Genomic DNA, 16499 nt, shown 5'->3' on the forward strand with positions numbered 1-16499 from the left:
ACCGCGCTCCGGCAGGTTCGGCGTGCGTGCGGTTGAAGCCCCGAACGGTGACGCGACAGCGGCGCCGGGTCGGGGCTTTCCGCAGTCCCAGCGGCGGGTTCACCCGCTCTTCCGGGGTGAGGGCCCCACGGCAGCCGAGGCCCCGGCTTTCGTGACCGCTGCCGCGCCCAGCCATGTACGCATCCGGGGCTAGATCCTTCGGCCCGTGACGGTTGTACTACGGGCCGGCTCGGCGCGCCTGGGCCTCAGGATGACAGGCTCTCGCGCACGCGGGCTTCGGGTGCGGATCCGGGTTCTCCCCTCTCCGCACGCAGTTTGTGCGGGGAGGGGCCGGGGGAGGGGCGCGCCCTCCTACTCCATCCCGTTCTGCACCACCGACTCCAGCGACGTCTCCACGTCCGCCACGCTCCCCTCCATGCGCCGCGGGATCGCCGACTCGTAGATCTCCGCCAGTTCCGCCGCCGCCGCCTCAATCGACCCGCCGTGCGTGCGAATCACCACGGTCCCGAACGGTGCGCCCACGGTGCCGATCCGCCGTGCGGGAACGCCGTGCTCCGCCGCCATCTCCAGCAGCGCATCCAACTGGTCCTCCCCGCACGAGACCACCACGCGGCTCTGCGCCTCGCCAAAGAGGAGCGCGTTCACCGGCAGGTCGTCGTCCAGATCCACCTCCACGCCCAGCGGCGCGGCCGGGTCGGCAATGGCGGATTCCACGAGGGCCACGGCCAGACCGCCCTCCGCCGTGTCGTGCGCCGACGTTACGCGGCTAGCGTGGATCATGGCCAGCAGCGCGCGCTGCAGCTTCTGCTCGCCTGGGAGGTCCAGCGCCGGCGCGTCGCCCGCCACGCGGCCGTGGATGGTCTTCAGGTACTCGCTGCCTCCCAGCTCGGCCGTGTTGCGCCCCAGCAGCACGATGGCGTCGCCCGCCTGGCGGAACGACGAGGTGGTGACGTGCGCCAGGTCGTCGATCACCCCCACCATCCCAATCGTGGGCGTGGGATAGATGGCGCCGCGCGGGTTCTCGTTGTACAGGCTGACGTTGCCGCCCGTCACCGGCGTTTCCAGCACGGTGCACGCCTCGCCGATTCCGCGCAGCGACTCGGAAAGCTGGTAGTAGACCTCCGGCTTCAGCGGATTGCCGAAGTTCAGGTTGTCCGTCACCGCGCGGGGCAGGGCACCCGAGCACACCAGGTTGCGCGCCGCCTCGGCCACGGCGATCTGCCCACCGCGGTACGGGTTCAGGTACACGTAGCGGGAGTTGCAGTCCACCGTGGCCGCGATCGCCCGGTTGGTGCCACGCAACCGCACCACCGCCGCGTCGCTCCCGGGACCCACGACGGTGTTCGTCCTCACCGTGCTGTCGTACTGCTCGTACACCCACCGCTTGGAGGCAACCGTGGGCGAATCCAGCAGGCGCCGCAGCGTCCACGTGGGATCGGCCTCTTCGGGCTTCAGCTTCAGGGTGGATGGATCGAACGCGCGCGCCTCCACCACCTCCGAGGACTCGATGCCCTCGCGGGTGTACGTGGGGCAGGCATCCACCAGCGGCTCGCCGGGGATGTCGACCACCACCGCACCGTTCTCGCGGATCACGTACCGCCCCGTATCCGTCACGTAGCCGATGGTCTCCGCGTCCAGGTCCCACCGGCCCAGGATGGCGCGGACGTCCTCCTCGCGCCCGTCGTGGGCGACGACGAGCATCCGCTCCTGCGTTTCGCTGAGGAGGATCTCGTACGGCGTCATCCCCGTTTCGCGGACGGGAACGCGGGTGATCTCGATCTCCACACCCGTCCCGCCACGCGCCGCCATCTCCGTGGACGACGAGACGAGCCCCGCGGCGCCCATGTCCTGGATGCCGACGATGTGGCCCGAGCGGATCAGCTCCAGCGACGCCTCCAGCAGCATCTTCTCGGTAAAGGGATCGCCCACCTGCACCATGGGACGCTTGGCCTCGCTCTCCTCCGTCAGTTCCGCGCTGGCGAAGGTGGCGCCGTGGATGCCGTCGCGACCCGTCTTCGATCCCACCGCCATGATGGGGTTGCCCACTCCGGACGCCACGCCGCGGATCAGCTCTTCCTTCTTCATCAGCCCGATGGCCATGGCGTTGACCAGCGGGTTGCCCTCGTACGCGGCGTCGAAGTACACCTCGCCACCCACGGTGGGGATGCCCACGCAGTTGCCGTAGTCGCCAATGCCCTTCACCACGCCCGCCACCAGGTAGCGGACGCGGTCACCCTCGGGCCCGTCGATCTCGCCGAAGCGCAGCGAGTTCAGGCAGGCGATGGGGCGCGCGCCCATGGTGAACACGTCACGCAGGATGCCGCCGACGCCGGTGGCGGCGCCCTGGTACGGCTCCACGGCGGAGGGATGGTTGTGCGACTCGATCTTGAAGGCCACCGCCAGCCCGTCGCCCACGTCGATGACCCCGGCGTTCTCGCCCGGTCCCTGGAGAACCCAGGGCGCCTTCGTGGGCAGCTTGCGCAGGAGGGGGCGGCTGTTCTTGTAGCCGCAGTGCTCTGACCACATGGCGCTGAACACGCCAAGCTCGGTGTACGTGGGCTCGCGGCCCAGGATGTCGAGGATCAGCCCGTACTCGTGTTCGCTGATGCCGTGGTCGGCCACCAGCTCGGGGGTGATGGCCGGGTCTCCGGGGCGGGGCTGTACGGGCACGTCTCTATCCTTCAGTCGTTGGATGTCGAGCGGTCGGTCCGCGCGCCGTTCAGGGCGTGCGCGCGGGCGGCTGGCGCGGCGTGTCGTGGCGGCGGGCGCGGTCCACGGCGGTTTCCTCGTTCCTGCGGTCGCGCTGGTCGCGCTCGGCGGCGCGCTCCACCGAGTCGCCCTGCGTCTCGTCGGGCGTGCCGGTGGTGCGCGGGGCGGTGCTGGTCGCGTCGACGTTGGGCCGATTGGCGGGCGCGCCGCCCGTCGCCACGCCCGTCCCGCCGGTGGTGGTCGGCCCCTGGATGATGATGGTGGACCGCTCGCCCTCGCGCGCCTCCCGTACCTGCACCCCGTCCGCGGCGCCCTGGCCCGTGGGCGTGATGACCATCACGTCTGCCCCGGTGGTAGGCGCGGCGTTCACGTTCACCCCGCCGACGATCACGCGCCCCGGAGCGGACCCCGCCGCGCGTCCGACGGCGCGCCCCCGATCGCCATCCGCGGTGACGGAGCCGGACTGCTCGCCGCCGCCCGCCGCGCCGAGTGCGTCATCCGCGCGCGGGCCGGAGAAGCGGCGGGCGCGGGTGCGCAGCACGGCGGCGACCACGCGGTCCTCGCGGAAGAACACCACGTCGTCGGAGCCGCAGCGGTTGGGGCAGCCGTTGTGGTAGTACCAGTACGTCCACTCGCCGGAGGTGCGCGTGGTCGCCGGAGCGCCGAACGTCTCGCGCACCTGCTCGGGCGTCATCCCCTGCGAGATGACGGACTGGGCCTGCACGGGAGCGCTCGCCAGCAACAGGAGCGCAAGGAAGAGCCTGGTCATGGTCGCCTCCACGGGAAGGTCACGAAGCAACAGCGGCAACAAAAGCCGAGAGCGCACCTGCAAGAATCCCGCACGTTTTCCTGTGCATCCACCCGCCGTTGCAGTCCCCTTCCGATGCGTTCCCCGCTGCCTACCGCGCGACGCTGAGATGCCCCGCCAGCGCCCGGAACACCGGCGCGCCGTCCGTGCTGCCCAGCAGCGGATCCACCGCGCGCTCCGGGTGCGGCATCATCCCCAGCACGTTGCCCGCGGCGTTCACGATGCCCGCGATGTTGCGCACGCTGCCGTTGGGGTTGGCCGCAGGGACGACGTTGCCCTCGGCGTCGCAGTAGCGGAACGCCACCTGCCCGTTTGCCTCCAGCTCATCGAGCACCGCGGGATCGGCGATGTAGCACCCCTCGCCGTGCGCGATGGGAATGCGCAGCACCTGGCCGACCTCGTACTCCGAGGTGAACGGCGGCTCCGCCCGCTCCACCCGGAGATGGACGGCGCGCGAGCGGAACTTCAGCGTGCGGTTGCGCACCAGGGCGCCCGGGAGCAGCCCGCTCTCGCAGAGGATTTGGAAGCCGTTGCAGATTCCGGCGACGGGTCCCCCGGCATTGGCGAACTCGATCACCTCGCGCATGATGGGGCTGTGCGCGGCGATGGCGCCGCAGCGCAGGTAGTCGCCGTAGCTGAAGCCGCCGGGCAGGAACACGGCATCCACGGACTGCAGGTCGTGCTCCTTGTGCCACAGGTACACGGCCTCGGCCTGCAGCAGCTCCTCGACCGCCTTGTAGCAGTCGTAGTCGCAATTGGACCCGGGAAAGGTCACGACGCCGATCTTCATCCCACGCTCTCCGCGGGCGAGACGGTGATCCGGAAGTCCTCCGTAACCGGGTTGGCCAGCAGCTGCCGGCACATCGCCTGCGCCGTCTCGCGCGCCTGGGGTTCGCCCTCCGCCGCCAGGGAGAAGACGATGATGCGGCCCACGTGCACCTCGCCCACGCCGCCGAAGCCGAGCGACGTCAGCGCCCCGCCCACCGCCTTGCCCTGCGGGTCCAGGATGCCGCGCCGCGGCGTTACCCGCACCTCAATGCTGTAATCCGTCACGCCTGGTTCCCGCTGTCCATGGGTTCGCGAAGCCCCGGCTTGGGGCGCATTTCCTCGTATTCCAGCTCCCGCATGTCGTCGGCCTCGCCGTCGTCCACTTCGTCTTCCAGCGGGTCGCGGGCGGGAAGCCGCTCCTCGAACCCGCCCAGCACCGACTTCACCAGCCCGTAGGTGATGTACAGCATGCTGAAGGGAAAGAAGAAGTACGCCGGATAGGTGAACGCCGACACCAGCGAAACGATCGCCAGGAAGATGGCGAAGCGGCCGCTCCAGGTGCGCGTGCCGAACCGCGGCACCACCGGGTACAGCACGTTGCTCACCATCAGCACGCCTAGCAGCATCAGCAGCCACCCGGCCATGCGCACCACCGGCACGTGCGGCAGCCACGCGGCCCAGAACGGCGTCTCGGTGAAGGCGTAGTACGTGGCCAGGCAGGCGCCGGCCGTGGGGGAGGGAAGGCCGTGGAACGCCGCCTTGGCCGTTCCCGCCTGCTCGATGTTGAAGCGCGCCAGCCGGAACACGGCGGCGACGATGTACAGGAAGGCGAGGATCCACGACCACTCGCCGCCGGTGCTGAAGAAGGCGAAGTAGGCGATCAGCGCGGGCGCCACGCCGAAGGAGATGGCGTCCACCAGCGAGTCCAGCTCCTCGCCGAAGGCGCTTCCCGTGGCGGTGAAGCGGGCGATGCGGCCGTCCAGCAGGTCCATGATGGCCGCGCCCACGATCATCCACCCCGCGGTGAAGTACTCGCCGCGCGACGCGTTGACGATGGCCCAGATGCCCAGGAACAGGTTGCCCAGCGTAAAGGCGCTGGGCAGGATCACCACGCCGCGGCGCAGCCGCCGCCGCCGGGGCGACATCGAATCGACCATCATCCGGCGGCTCCGGGGTCGCGCAGGGGAAAGTCGTCCAGGGCCATCCCTGTCAACCGGCGGAAGGCGTCCTGGTAGCGGCGCGAGGTCTCGTCCACCACCTCCGGCGGCAGCGCGGGCGCGGGAGGCGCCTTGTTCCATGCGCCGCGCGCCGTCAGCTCCTCCAGCCAGTCGCGCAGGGGCTGCTTGTCGAGCGACGGCTGGCCGCGGCCCGGCTGGTACCGGTCCGCCGGCCAGAAGCGCGACGAATCAGGGGTCAGCATCTCGTCCATCACGCGGATCGTCCCGTCCGCGTCGCGGCCGAACTCGAACTTGGTGTCGGCGATGATGATTCCCGCGGGTGCCGCCGTTTCCCGCCCCCGCTCGTAGAGCTTCATCGACGCGTCCCGCAGCCGCTCAGCCGCCTTGCCGCCGACGATTTCCTTCATCCGCGCGAAGGGGATGTTCTCGTCGTGGCCGGACTCGGCCTTGGTCGCGGGGGAGAAGAGCGGTGTCTCCAGCCGGTCGGATTCGCGCAGCCCCCGGGGCATCGGCTCGCCGGCCAGCGTGCCCGATTCGCGGTACTCCTTCCACGCGCTGCCGCTCAGGTAGCCGCGCACCACGCACTCCACCGGGAACGGCTCCAGCTTCCTCACCAGCATGCCGCGCCGTGCCCACGAAGCGCGATGGTGTGCCAGGGCGGGGTAGCGGGCGGCGATGTGGTCGGGGTCGATGGACAGGACGTGGTTGGGCACCCGATCGGCGGTGCGCGCGAACCACCAGGCGGAGATCAGGGTGAGGACCTCGCCCTTTCGGGGAACGGGGTCGGGCATCACCACGTCGAAGGCGCTCACGCGGTCGGTGGCCACCATCAACAGCGCGTCGCCCAGGTCGTACACGTCGCGGACCTTTCCGCGCACCCTCAGCGGAAAGGGAAGGTCGGTGCTGACCAGGGTGGCGTTCAGGATCGGGCGCTCCGTCCAGGGTCTCGGGGGCTGGATGAAGCCGGCAAATTATCCCCCGTGCCGGGGCGCGGCAACCGGCCGGCCAGCTTGCGTCCATCCCCGGCCGCTGGTATATGAACGCCGCCCGCGCGCGTGCGTGGGCGGCATCTCAACTGGAGCGGGCGCGTGAGCGACGACGGCATCAAGGACATCACCATCATCGGCGCGGGGCCAACGGGGCTCTTCGCCGCTTTCTACGCGGGCCTGCGCGGCATGTCGTGCCGCATCGTCGACGCGCTGCCGCAGCTGGGCGGGCAGCTGATGGCCCTGTATCCGGAAAAGTACATCTTCGACGTCGGCGGCCTGCCCAAGATCCTGGCCAAGGACCTGGCCAAGAACATGATCGAGCAGGGCACGCAGTTCGGCCCCGAGGTGGTGCTGGAGGCCGAGGTGCAGCAGCTGATCCCCGAGGACGGCCACATTCGCCTGGTGACGCCGCGCGGCGAGTTCCTCACGAAAACGGTGGTGATCACGGCCGGCAAGGGCGCGCTGAACCCGCGCGTGCTGGAGTGCCCGGGGTGGGCGGACCACTACTCCGACACGGGCGGCGTGCACACGCACGTGCGCCAGCCGGAGGACTTTCGCGGCAAGCGCGTGCTGATCATCGGCGGGGGCGACTCGGCGGTGGACTGGGTGCTGGGGCTGCGCGGCATCGCGCGCGAGATCACGCTGATCCACCGGCGCGACGAGTTCCGCGCGCACAAGAGTACGGTGCTCGAGATGCGGCAGGCGGCCGAGCGTGGCGACGTCACCATCCGCACGCCATACGAGGTGGGCGAGATCAGCGGCGAGGGCGGGTGCGTGGCGCGTGTGACGCTGATCAACAACGACACCAAAGAAGCGGAGGAGCTTCACGTGGAGGCCGTCGTCGCGCTCCTGGGCTTCAAGCCGGACCTGGGGCCCATCGGCCGCTGGGGGCTGGAGCTGGAGCGCAACACCATCAAGGTGTCGCAGCTGATGGAGACCAACATCGCCGGCGTGTACGCGGCGGGCGACGTGGTTCACTATCCAGGCAAGCTGGAGCTGATCGCCACGGGGTACGGCGAGGCGGCGGTCGCGGTGAACAACGCGGTGCACTACCTGAACCCCAAGGCCCGCGTGAACCCGGGCCACTCCACGAACCTCAAGCTGTTCAAGCAGGACGACGAGGGGGAAGAGTAGGGCGCCCCTCCCCCGGCCCCTCCCCGCACAAACCGCGTGCGGAGAGGGGAGAACTTCGATCGCGGTTCGATCAGGCGGGGTGCGTACCGCGGCGCCCCCTATCCCCAGCCCTTCCCCCGCAAACCCCGCGGGGGAAGGGAGCCAGTGTGGTGCGCTCCCCGGGCCCTTCGCCGCACCAGGGCGTGTCATCCTGAGGCCCAGGCGCGCCGAATCAGCCCCTGCCACACGCTGTGCGGGCCGAAGGATCTTGCCGCGGACGGGTAATCGGCCGGGCGCGGCAGCGGTCACGAAGGCCAGGGCCTCGGACGGCGGCGGCATTCGACGAGTCCCGGTGTTTGGGCTGGCGATGCTGACCAGGTGAGATGCGCTTCGATGGCTCCGGCGCATTCCGCGGGCGCCCCCCATCCCCAGCCCTTCCCCCGCAAACCCCGCAGGGGAAGGGAGCCAATGTGGTGCGCTCCCCAAGCCCTTCGCCGCACCAGGGCCTGTCATCCTGAGGCCCAGGCGTGCCGAATCAGCCCCTGCCACACCCTTCGCGGGCCGAAGGATCTAGCCGCGGACGGGTAATCGGCCGGGCGCGGCAGCGGTCACGGCGGCCAGGGCCTCGGCTGACGGGCCTTCCGACGAGTGCCGGTGTTGGGGCTGGCGATGCTGACCAGGTGAGATGCGCTTCGAGGGCTCCGGCGCATTCCCCGGCTGCCCTCTCCCCCGGCCCCTCTCCCGCAAGCGGGAGAGGGGAGAATTCGTATGCGCTCCGGCCGGCTTGGTGCACTCGGCCCGCCCATGCAGTCCGCGAAGGCGGACTTCGTGATGTGCCAGCCGCGACTTTAGTCGCCCCAGGACCGCCGAGGCCTCTGCATCGGTGGCCGCTGCCGCGCCCTGACTTCGTGCCGGCCGAGGTTAGATCCTTCGGCCCGCTAACGATGGTGAGCGGGCCGGTGCGGTGCGCCTGGGCCTCAGGATGACAGGCTGTGGTGCGGTGAGGACTTTGGCACGCACCGGCATCGACGGACGCGCACCACACTGGCTCCCTTCCCCCGCGGCTGTTTGCGGGGGAAGGGCTGGGGATGGGGGGCGCCCGCGGAATGCGCCGGGGCCAGTCTGGTGAGGGCCCTTACTTCTTCGACGCTCCGATGGACCAGCTGTGGCCGAACGGGTCCTTCAGCTGCCCGTACCGGTCGCCCCAGAACTGATCGGCGAGGGGCATCGTCACCGTCGCACCCGCGGCCACGGCGCGCTCGAACCACGCGTCGGCGTCGTCCACCTGCAGGTGAAGCGTCACGCCGTTCGGTCCATCCCCCAGGCCCATGCCGTACTCCGGAAACTCGTCCGACATCATCACGTCGGCGCCGTTGATCCGCAGGTGGCAGTGGATGAGCTTGCCGGACTTCTCGTCCGCCTGCCGCATGAGCTCCTGGGCGGCGAACGCCTTCTGGTAGAACGCCGAGGCGTCGCTGGCCCCGCGCACCGTCAGGTAGGGGGTGACGCCGGTGGTCACGGGGGGAGTCGTCGTTTCTGACATGCGGTCCTCGTGGTGTTGGGTGGGTACTGCTCTCTGCATGGACGTCGAACGACGAATCACGGAATCGACACCGTGCTACACGAGCGCCGGGGAGCGCAGGCGGGCCGCGACGTCCTCCGCGGAATCCTGGGCCGCGTCCGGCTGGAACGCCTCGCGCACCTCGGCCGAGCCCTGGCCTGCCACGCGAAGGAAGCGCTCCGCGAGGTCGATGGCGGCCTGCTTCGATTCCACCTGCACCAGCGCGAAGCCGGCGATCAGCTCCTTGGCCTCGGTGAACGGGCCGTCCACCACCACGCGCTTGCCGCCCGTCATCCGGACGCGCGCGCCCTTTTCGCTCGGCTTCAATCCCTCGGTCGCGAGGAGCACGCCGGTGGACGTCAGCTCGTGCATCAGGGTACCCATCTCGTCCAGGTCGATGCACGGAGGCACGTCGACTTCGCTGTCGCCGTCGTTCCTGAACATGATCATGAACCGCATCGTCGTGTCGCTCTCTTGGGGGTGAGTCGGCGGCGTCCGCACGGGCGTCCGCGCGTGCCCCGCCAAACTGGTTTCCCCGCTACGGAAGCGCCAGATCACGACGTGGCCTCTTCCGCGTGCATCCGGCTGGCGGTGCCCGTCGCCCGCATTTTGCACCGGGTCCGCGGCCGGTGGACGTTCCACCTGATCGAACAGACCGCTCAGAGGAATACACAGAGCCATGCAGACGAGAGTCGCGCTCGCCCTTCCCGTGCTCGCCGGCCTGATGGCGGCCTGCGCGCCGCGCACCGATGCGCCGGACACCGCGCCCGCGGAGACCCAGCCGGCCGAAACCCCGGCTACGCAGCCCCCCGTGGCCCAGTCCGCCGACTGCACGCCGCTGGAAACGCGGCCGGCGAACACGCCCAGCAACCAGCCTGCGTTCGCCGGGCAGACGCGCGTGTGCGGGGTGAACTCCAACGTGGCGTATGACGTGGCCGTGGTCGCGCGCGGGCTGCAGAAGCCGTGGTCGGTGGAGCCGCTGCCGGACGGGCGCTTCCTGGTGACGGAAAAGGCTGGGCAGATGCGGATCGTCTCCGCCGCCGGGCAGGTGGGCGCGCCGATCACGGGCGTAACGCCGGTGGACCCGCGCGGCCAGGGCGGACTGCTGGACGCCGCGCTCAGCCCGCGGTTCGCCACGGACCGCACCGTCTTCTGGAGCTTCACCGAGCCGCGTGACGGCGGCAACGGCACCAGCGTCGCGCGCGGGGTGCTTTCGGCGGATGGATCGCGGCTGGAGCAGGTGCGGGTGATCCTGCGCACGCAGCCGACGTACGCCAACAACATGCACTTCGGCTCGCGCCTGGCGTTCGGGCCGGACGGGATGCTGTACGTAACGATGGGCGAGCGGTCGGACCCGCAGACGCGGCCGCAGGCGCAGCAGATGGGCAGCCATCTAGGCAAGGTGCTGCGCATCAACCCCGACGGCTCGGTGCCGCGCGACAACCCGTTCGTGGGGCAGTCCGGCGCGCTGCCGGAAATCTTCTCCACGGGCCACCGCAACATCCAGTCGGCCGCGTTCGACGGGCAGGGCCGCTTCTGGATCGTGGAGCACGGACCGCGGGGCGGGGACGAGCTGAACCTGGTGCAGGCGGGCAAGAACTACGGCTGGCCGATCACCACGTACGGCATGGAGTACTCGGGGCAGGCCATCGCGGGCGCGTCCACCCAGCGCGCGGGGCTGGAGCAGCCGGTGTACTACTGGGACCCGGTGATCGCCCCGTCCGGCGCGCAGTTCTACACGGGCACCGCGTTCCCGGGGTGGCGCGGCAGCCTGTTCATTGGCGGGCTGCGCGAGATGCGGCTGGTGCGGCTGGTGATCCAGGGCGACCGCGTCACGGGCGAGGAGCACCTGCTGACGGACCGCCGCAAGCGCATCCGCGACGTGCGTCAGGGGCCGGACGGCGCACTGTACGTGATCACCGACGAGGACAGCGCCGAACTCTGGCGGATCGCGCCGCGAAGCTGATCCCAGGGCATCACGCAGAAAACGCGGAGACGCAGGCGAAACGAACTCCGCATCGGATTGACAGATGGGCGCAGGCAACTGCGGCGAGCATGCGGGTGAAGCCTCGGGCGGGACGCGACAGCGGCCCGAGCCGGGGCTTTCCGCTGTGCGAGCGGCGGGTTCACCCGCTCAGAGAGGGCTGCGCATCCTGATGCTCGCGGGCGCTTCGCGCCGTGTGTGGCGGATCCCTCAGTCGCTGCAAGGCGTGGTGCTGCCGCAACTTGCGCGTGGCCGCTCCATCGGGATGACAGCGGCGGGCTCGCCCGCTTACGGGCCACGATGCACTCCCGGTAGATCAGCCGTTCGCGAACGCGGCGGTGAAAGCGTCGCGCGAGGCCTGGAGGATGCGGTCGCTGAGCGCGGGATCATCCACGGCACGGGCGAGCATCACGGCCCCGGCCAGCCCCGACATCAGCGCCAGCGCCCGGTCGGTGCGGTCCGCGCCTTCGATCTCCGGAAGCTGTCGGGCCAGCATGGCGATCCCCTGCTGAAAGCTCGCGGTGAACGCCGCGCGCACCTCGGGCGAGTGGCGCGACACTTCCGTCGCCAGCGCCGGCATCAGGCACCCGGCGCCGGGGTCGTCACGATGGGCGGGGCTGGCGTACGCGCCGATGAACGCCGCCAGCCGTTCCTCCGGCGGCGCCTTCCGCGCGACGTCGATCAGCCGGGCAGTGGACTGCTCCAGCGCGCATCCGCATGCCTCGGCCACGAGCTGGTCCTTGTTGCGGAAGTGGGCGTAGAAGCCGCCATGGGTGAGGCCCGCGCGGCCCATCACCTCGCCCACGCTCACTCCCTCCACGCCTTCTTCGCGAAAGGCACGCGCGGCGGCGCTCACGATCTGCTCGCGCGTGCGTTCCTTGTGGCCGCTGGGATAGCGCGTCATCCGCCCTTCTCCGCGCCGGGGCGAAACACCATGCAGGTGGTGGTGGCGTGCGCGTACAGCCGCCCCTCCGCGTCGGTCAGCCGCGCCTCGGCCGTGGCGACGCGCCCGCCGACGTGGATGGTGCGCGCTTCGCAGAGGACGCGGCCCGTGTCGCGGGTGAGCGGGCGCATGAAGTTGATCTTGAACTCCAGCGTAGTGTAGCCCGCGCCCGCCGGAAGGGTGGAGTGCACCGCGCACCCCATCGCCGAGTCGGCCATCGTGGCGGCCAGCCCGCCGTGCACCACGCCGATGGGGTTGTAGTGGTACTCGTCGGGCTCCACGAAGAAGACGACGCGCCCCTCCTCCACTTCCGCCATGCCCATCCCCATGGTGATGAGCATGGGGGGCGGCGGCAGCTCGCCAGCCGCCATCGCCCGCAGGTAGTCCAGCCCGCTCATCCGCGCGCCCGTCTTGGCGCCGGGCAGCGGATCGTGCCAGGTGATCGTCCGCGTGCGGACCGCCGCCTCGTCCACGCTCATCTCCCCCTCCGTTTTCAGACGCGTTCGATGACGGTGGCCACGCCCTGGCCGCCCGCGATGCACAGCGTCACCAGCGCGGTGGCCAGGCCGCGGCGCTCCAGCTCGTCCAGCGCGGTGCCCAGCAGCATGGCCCCGGTGGCGCCCAGCGGATGGCCCAGCGCGATGGAGCCGCCGTTCACGTTCACCCGCTCGGGGTCGATCTCCAGCCGGCGGATGGTCTGCAGCGGCACCGCGGCGAAGGCCTCGTTGATCTCCCACAGGTCCACGTCCGCCGCCTGCATCCCGGCCTTCCGCAGCGCCTTCCGTGCCGTTTCCGCGGGCGCGGTGAGCATGATCACGGGATCTTCGGCAAAGATGGCCATCGAGCGGATGCGGGCGCGCGGCTTCAGCCCGTGCTCGCGCACGTACGCGTCCGACGCCAGCAGCACCGCCGCCGCCCCGTCCACGATGCCGCTGGAGTTCCCGGCCGTGTGAAGGTGCTGGATGCCGCCCTCGCGCGGAAAGCGGGCGAGCGCGATCTCGTCCAGCGTTTCGCCGTTCGGCCCGGCGGGGGTGGCGCCGACGGCCTGGAAGGCGGCGGGAAGCCCGGCCAGCGCCTCCATGGTGGTCTCCGGACGCGGGAACTCGTCCTGCTCGAGGACGACGGCCCCCGTCCCGGGATCGCGCACGGGGAAGAGGGCGCGGCTGAAGCGGCCCTCACGCTGCGCCTCGGCCGTCAGCCGCTGCGAGCGGAGCGCGAACGCGTCCAGCTCCTGGCGGGTGAAGCCCTCCATCGTAGCGATCAGGTCGGCGCTGATGCCCTGCGGCACCTGGGTGTGCTTGCGGCGCAGGTGCTGGTTCATGCCGTCACCTTCGCCGCCGTCGCTGCCCATCGGCACGCGCGACATGCTTTCCACGCCTGCGCCGACGACCACGTCCTGCGCGCCGCTCGTCACGCCCATCGCCGCGAAGTTCACCGCTTGCAGCCCCGATCCGCAGTAGCGGTTGAGCGAAACGCCGCCCACGTGCAGCGGCCAGTCGGCGGCGAGCACCGCGTTGCGCGCGATGTTGGCGCCCTGCTCGCCCACCTGCGACACCACGCCCACCACCACGTCGTCCACGTCGGCGGGATCGATCTCCGTGCGGCGCGCCAGTTCGCGGAGCGTCTGCGCCAGCAGCTCCTGCGGATGGATTTCCGTCAGTGCGCCCTTGCCCTTTTTGCCCCGCCCGCGCGGCGTGCGCACCGTGTCGATGATGTATGCGTCGGCCATGTCGCTTTCTCCTGGTGAGCATCCTCGTTGGATGGCGATCATAATATTATGTACATCATCTCATTCAGGCAAGAAGAACCGGAGAGTGGCGCAACCATCCTCCGGCTCAGTGTGACGACGATTGCGCGCCCTGGCCGAATCAGTCCGTGGAGGACGTGGCGCCAGGGATGAATCCGAAGAACACCTCGATGGAGCGGATCTGCCCGTCCGCGACGCGGAAGAACTCGGCGTTGCGGAAGGTGCCGCCGGGCTTTCCCTCAGTCTCGTAGCGCACGAAAGCCTCGTCGCCCTGCGCGAAGATCGTCATGGGCTCGCGAAAGCGGAACGAGCCCGCGTGGGGAAAGCAGTGCGAAAAGTACGTCGCCCGGCTGATGTGGTCGTCCCACGGGCTGGTGAAGGTGAAATCATCAGCGAGCAGCGCCTCGAGCTGCTCGCGGTCCGCCGCCTGGTAGGCGGAGAAGTAGCGGCGCACCAGGTCCGCTGTCGGAGTGTCGTTCATGGAATGGCTTCGGCGGGTGATTTGGGTGATGATCAATCCTCGAGCGACTGGCCGCGCTCGGCAAGGGCGATGCGGATCAGGCCGAGGGCCTTGGGTCCCATGCCGTGCAGCTTGAGCAGTTCTCTCGCGCTCCGTCCGGCGAGCTGGTCCAGCCGCGTGTAGCCCGCCGCGGCGAGCGCCCGGTGCGCGGGCCTGCCGATGCCGGCGGGAAGATCGCCTTCCCCCGGACCGGCGCTCATCGCGCATCCTCCATCGCGGGACGGCCGTTCCACGCCGCGCACAGCTCGTCGGTAAAGCAGGGGAGCAGGTACTCGGTGCTGGGCTTCACCTGGCACGCGGCGTTTCCGCAGGTAACGCGCAGGCTCTCGCTTAGCCACGGATCGGGCTCGAGCGCCGCCGGGCCGCCGCAGAAGGGGCAGGGGCGCAGGAGGGCGGGGAGGGCCCGCGGGAGATCGGCCGTTCGCTGGGTCATGGTGGCACTCGTTCGCTCGGGTTCGGCGCGGCTCAGGCGCCTGCTGGCCTGCTACCGGTACGTCGAACGACGCCGCGTGGGATCGACACGTGGTTCACCCTTCCCAAACGGCGCGGGAGAGGGGGGGAACTTCGGGTGCTCCATCCATCGCCTCAGCTCGGCCGCATTGTTTCCAGGTACTCCGCCAGGCGCCGCAGCGTCTGCTGCCCCAGCTCCACCGCGCCGAACTTGATGCTGGCCTCGCGCTGCTCGCGGGTGCGCATCAGCATGCGCGAGGTGAGGCGCGTCTTTCCGCCCTCGTCGTCGAAGGTGATCGTCACGAAGAACTGGTGGGGATCGTCATCCACGTCGCTGCCGTGGTCGAACACCAGGCGTTCGGGGCGCACCACCTCGCGGTACTCAATGCGGTTGGGCCAATCCTTCCCGTCCGGCCCGTGCATCATGAACCGCCACCTTCCGCCCACGCGGCAGTCGTGCTCGAACGTGGTGATGGTGAAGCCGTCGGGGCCGTACCACTTCGCCAGGTGCTCGGGCTGCGTGTACGCCTGGAACACCAGCTCGCGCGGCGCGTCGAACACGCGCGTGAGGACGATCACGCGGTCTTCGGTGCCCGTCGCCGCCGTCGTGCTGGCTGCCTCTGCTGTCGTCATCGCTCTTCTCTCTCGTGTGATGGTAAGTGACGGTGATCAGTGGTTCGCCAGCAGGCTGGCCAGACGATCGAGGCCTTCCTTCCAGCCCTGAACTTCGCCGTGGTCCGCCGGCAGGCCGGCCTGGCGGATGGTGACCAGGGAGCCGGCCCCAGCTTCAGCGAAGGTCAAGGCGATGTGCATCTCCGTCGGATAGCCGGGGCGCGGGACAGCCGAGCCCTCGGCATCGGAAAACCAGCAACGGAACGCGATTCTCTCCGGCTCGGCGACTTCGGTGTAGACGCCCTTCACCCAGACACGGGCGTAGTCTTGAAAGCGGTGGCAGTAGTGCAGCGTGCCGCCGGGGCGAACGTCCAGCGTGCATGGGGAAAGGGTGCTGCCCTCGGGCCCGAACCAGCGCGCGAAGTGCTCGGGCGTGGTCCAGGCGCGGTACACCACCTCGCGCGGCGCGCCGAAGCCACGGGTGATCACCAGGTCGCCACCCTCCCACGCCACGCGCATCTCCGCCGGGATGGTGCTACTTGCTGCCGCCGTCATCGCTCTGCTCCCTGCTCTGAAGGGTGCGAAGGTACACGTCCAGCCGGTCGAAGCTCTGCTCCCAGAACCGGCGGTACGGCTCCATCCACTCGTTCACCTCACGAAGGGGCTCCGGCTGCAGGCGGGCCGGACGCCACTGGGCCTCGCGGCCGCGCTCGATCAGCCCCGCGCGCTCCAACACCTTCAGGTGCTTGGAGATGGCGGGCATGCTCATGGCGAACGGTTCCGCCAGCTCCGTCACCGTCGCCTCGCCCTTTGCCAGGCGCGCCAACATCGCCCGCCGCGTCGGGTCGGCGAGGGCGGCGAAGGTGGCGCTAAGGCGATCGGCTTCCGTCATCCGTACTTTCCATCACGGTTAATTAACCTGTGCGGAAAGTAATGCTCGTGTTCGGTATGGTCAAGGGGGATGGTTCCCCGGCTGGGTCGGGCGAATGAATTCGCGGCAACAGACACACGAAGTCCGCCTTCGCGGACTGGCTTGCTCTCGTGGGGGGAGGGCCGTGTGGCGCACCCGGGAGTATGTGGCGGATCCCTCAGTCGCTGCTATCAATTGTGTGTGGTC

19 protein-coding genes are annotated in these 16499 nt (G+C 70.0%); 2 read left to right on the forward strand and 17 right to left on the reverse strand.

Going from position 1 to position 16499, the window contains the following annotated elements:
• Window positions 1-351: 351 nt before the first annotated feature.
• The 6 genes from purL to VGB24_RS10960 form a co-directional block, all read right to left on the reverse strand.
• Entirely contained in the window at window positions 352-2670 is a 2319-nt protein-coding gene (purL, locus tag VGB24_RS10935) for a phosphoribosylformylglycinamidine synthase subunit PurL (protein ID WP_331072978.1), read from the reverse strand.
• Window positions 2671-2719: 49 nt separating this feature from the next.
• Window positions 2720-3478: a hypothetical protein gene (locus VGB24_RS10940; RefSeq protein ID WP_331072979.1), complete on the reverse strand. Its 759-nt coding sequence runs from the start codon at window positions 3476-3478 to the stop codon at window positions 2720-2722.
• Window positions 3479-3608: 130 nt separating this feature from the next.
• Entirely contained in the window at window positions 3609-4307 is a 699-nt protein-coding gene (gene purQ / locus VGB24_RS10945) for a phosphoribosylformylglycinamidine synthase subunit PurQ (RefSeq protein WP_331072980.1), read from the reverse strand.
• On the reverse strand, window positions 4304-4570 hold the full coding sequence (gene purS / locus VGB24_RS10950) for a phosphoribosylformylglycinamidine synthase subunit PurS (protein WP_331072981.1): 267 nt from the start codon (window positions 4568-4570) through the stop codon (window positions 4304-4306). Before purS ends, purQ begins: the two co-directional genes overlap by 4 nt.
• A complete protein-coding gene (gene pssA / locus VGB24_RS10955) occupies window positions 4567-5445 on the reverse strand; it encodes a CDP-diacylglycerol--serine O-phosphatidyltransferase (RefSeq protein ID WP_331072982.1) in 879 nt (292 codons plus the stop codon). The genes purS and pssA overlap by 4 nt, the downstream gene beginning before the upstream one ends.
• Window positions 5442-6389, reverse strand: coding sequence for a phosphoribosylaminoimidazolesuccinocarboxamide synthase (locus VGB24_RS10960; RefSeq protein ID WP_414676724.1), 948 nt, complete (start codon window positions 6387-6389; stop codon window positions 5442-5444). Before VGB24_RS10960 ends, pssA begins: the two co-directional genes overlap by 4 nt.
• A gap of 162 nt (window positions 6390-6551) precedes the next feature.
• Between VGB24_RS10960 and VGB24_RS10965 the strand changes: the two genes are divergently transcribed.
• Window positions 6552-7586 carry an NAD(P)/FAD-dependent oxidoreductase gene (locus tag VGB24_RS10965; protein WP_331072983.1) on the forward strand — a complete coding sequence of 345 codons (1035 nt, stop codon included), beginning with the start codon at window positions 6552-6554 and terminating at the stop codon, window positions 7584-7586.
• A 1114-nt stretch (window positions 7587-8700) separates the two neighbouring features.
• Here VGB24_RS10965 and VGB24_RS10970 read toward each other — a convergent pair.
• Window positions 8701-9108, reverse strand: a complete 408-nt coding sequence (locus VGB24_RS10970; protein WP_331072984.1) for a VOC family protein — start codon at window positions 9106-9108, stop codon at window positions 8701-8703.
• A gap of 75 nt (window positions 9109-9183) precedes the next feature.
• Window positions 9184-9585 (reverse strand): YciI family protein, encoded by a 402-nt coding sequence (locus VGB24_RS10975; RefSeq protein WP_331072985.1) that lies wholly within the window; start codon window positions 9583-9585, stop codon window positions 9184-9186.
• Window positions 9586-9805: 220 nt separating this feature from the next.
• On the opposite strand from VGB24_RS10975, the gene VGB24_RS10980 reads away from it, so the two are divergent.
• A complete protein-coding gene (locus VGB24_RS10980) occupies window positions 9806-11092 on the forward strand; it encodes a PQQ-dependent sugar dehydrogenase (protein ID WP_331072986.1) in 1287 nt (428 codons plus the stop codon).
• 334 nt (window positions 11093-11426) lie between these two features.
• On the opposite strand, the gene VGB24_RS10985 is transcribed toward VGB24_RS10980, so the two are convergent.
• The 9 genes from VGB24_RS10985 to VGB24_RS11025 form a co-directional block, all read right to left on the reverse strand.
• A complete protein-coding gene (locus VGB24_RS10985; protein ID WP_331072987.1) occupies window positions 11427-12014 on the reverse strand; it encodes a TetR/AcrR family transcriptional regulator in 588 nt (195 codons plus the stop codon).
• Window positions 12011-12532 carry a PaaI family thioesterase gene (locus VGB24_RS10990; protein WP_331072988.1) on the reverse strand — a complete coding sequence of 174 codons (522 nt, stop codon included), beginning with the start codon at window positions 12530-12532 and terminating at the stop codon, window positions 12011-12013. The genes VGB24_RS10985 and VGB24_RS10990 overlap by 4 nt, the downstream gene beginning before the upstream one ends.
• A gap of 14 nt (window positions 12533-12546) precedes the next feature.
• Window positions 12547-13782, reverse strand: coding sequence for an acetyl-CoA C-acetyltransferase (locus VGB24_RS10995; protein ID WP_331072989.1), 1236 nt, complete (start codon window positions 13780-13782; stop codon window positions 12547-12549).
• 139 nt (window positions 13783-13921) lie between these two features.
• Complete coding sequence (locus VGB24_RS11000) at window positions 13922-14281, reverse strand: nuclear transport factor 2 family protein (RefSeq protein WP_331072990.1); 360 nt, start codon at window positions 14279-14281, stop codon at window positions 13922-13924.
• A 32-nt stretch (window positions 14282-14313) separates the two neighbouring features.
• Entirely contained in the window at window positions 14314-14520 is a 207-nt protein-coding gene (locus VGB24_RS11005; protein ID WP_331072991.1) for a hypothetical protein, read from the reverse strand.
• Window positions 14517-14753 (reverse strand): hypothetical protein, encoded by a 237-nt coding sequence (locus VGB24_RS11010; protein WP_331072992.1) that lies wholly within the window; start codon window positions 14751-14753, stop codon window positions 14517-14519. The genes VGB24_RS11005 and VGB24_RS11010 overlap by 4 nt, the downstream gene beginning before the upstream one ends.
• A gap of 152 nt (window positions 14754-14905) precedes the next feature.
• A complete protein-coding gene (locus VGB24_RS11015; protein ID WP_331072993.1) occupies window positions 14906-15403 on the reverse strand; it encodes an SRPBCC family protein in 498 nt (165 codons plus the stop codon).
• A 36-nt stretch (window positions 15404-15439) separates the two neighbouring features.
• Window positions 15440-15937 carry an SRPBCC domain-containing protein gene (locus tag VGB24_RS11020; RefSeq protein ID WP_331072994.1) on the reverse strand — a complete coding sequence of 166 codons (498 nt, stop codon included), beginning with the start codon at window positions 15935-15937 and terminating at the stop codon, window positions 15440-15442.
• A complete protein-coding gene (locus tag VGB24_RS11025; protein WP_331072995.1) occupies window positions 15918-16274 on the reverse strand; it encodes a metalloregulator ArsR/SmtB family transcription factor in 357 nt (118 codons plus the stop codon). The genes VGB24_RS11020 and VGB24_RS11025 overlap by 20 nt, the downstream gene beginning before the upstream one ends.
• Window positions 16275-16499 lie beyond the last annotated feature (225 nt).

It is taken from the genome of Longimicrobium sp. (assembly GCF_036399935.1).
Lineage (GTDB): Bacteria > Gemmatimonadota > Gemmatimonadetes > Longimicrobiales > Longimicrobiaceae > Longimicrobium.

What these genes read in the sequence shown, in the direction of transcription:
- VGB24_RS10940 (WP_331072979.1), bottom strand. Translation starts at nt 3,478, where the DNA reads ATGACCAGGCTCTTCCTTGCGCTCCTGTTGCTGGCGAGCGCTCCCGTG.
- purQ (WP_331072980.1), bottom strand. Translation starts at nt 4,307, where the DNA reads ATGAAGATCGGCGTCGTGACCTTTCCCGGGTCCAATTGCGACTACGAC.
- pssA (WP_331072982.1), bottom strand. Translation starts at nt 5,445, where the DNA reads ATGATGGTCGATTCGATGTCGCCCCGGCGGCGGCGGCTGCGCCGCGGC.
- VGB24_RS10970 (WP_331072984.1), bottom strand. Translation starts at nt 9,108, where the DNA reads ATGTCAGAAACGACGACTCCCCCCGTGACCACCGGCGTCACCCCCTAC.
- VGB24_RS10975 (WP_331072985.1), bottom strand. Translation starts at nt 9,585, where the DNA reads ATGCGGTTCATGATCATGTTCAGGAACGACGGCGACAGCGAAGTCGAC.
- VGB24_RS10980 (WP_331072986.1), top strand. Translation starts at nt 9,806, where the DNA reads ATGCAGACGAGAGTCGCGCTCGCCCTTCCCGTGCTCGCCGGCCTGATG.
- VGB24_RS10985 (WP_331072987.1), bottom strand. Translation starts at nt 12,014, where the DNA reads ATGACGCGCTATCCCAGCGGCCACAAGGAACGCACGCGCGAGCAGATC.
- VGB24_RS10990 (WP_331072988.1), bottom strand. Translation starts at nt 12,532, where the DNA reads ATGAGCGTGGACGAGGCGGCGGTCCGCACGCGGACGATCACCTGGCAC.
- VGB24_RS10995 (WP_331072989.1), bottom strand. Translation starts at nt 13,782, where the DNA reads ATGGCCGACGCATACATCATCGACACGGTGCGCACGCCGCGCGGGCGG.
- VGB24_RS11000 (WP_331072990.1), bottom strand. Translation starts at nt 14,281, where the DNA reads ATGAACGACACTCCGACAGCGGACCTGGTGCGCCGCTACTTCTCCGCC.
- VGB24_RS11005 (WP_331072991.1), bottom strand. Translation starts at nt 14,520, where the DNA reads ATGAGCGCCGGTCCGGGGGAAGGCGATCTTCCCGCCGGCATCGGCAGG.
- VGB24_RS11010 (WP_331072992.1), bottom strand. Translation starts at nt 14,753, where the DNA reads ATGACCCAGCGAACGGCCGATCTCCCGCGGGCCCTCCCCGCCCTCCTG.
- VGB24_RS11015 (WP_331072993.1), bottom strand. Translation starts at nt 15,403, where the DNA reads ATGACGACAGCAGAGGCAGCCAGCACGACGGCGGCGACGGGCACCGAA.
- VGB24_RS11020 (WP_331072994.1), bottom strand. Translation starts at nt 15,937, where the DNA reads ATGACGGCGGCAGCAAGTAGCACCATCCCGGCGGAGATGCGCGTGGCG.
- VGB24_RS11025 (WP_331072995.1), bottom strand. Translation starts at nt 16,274, where the DNA reads ATGACGGAAGCCGATCGCCTTAGCGCCACCTTCGCCGCCCTCGCCGAC.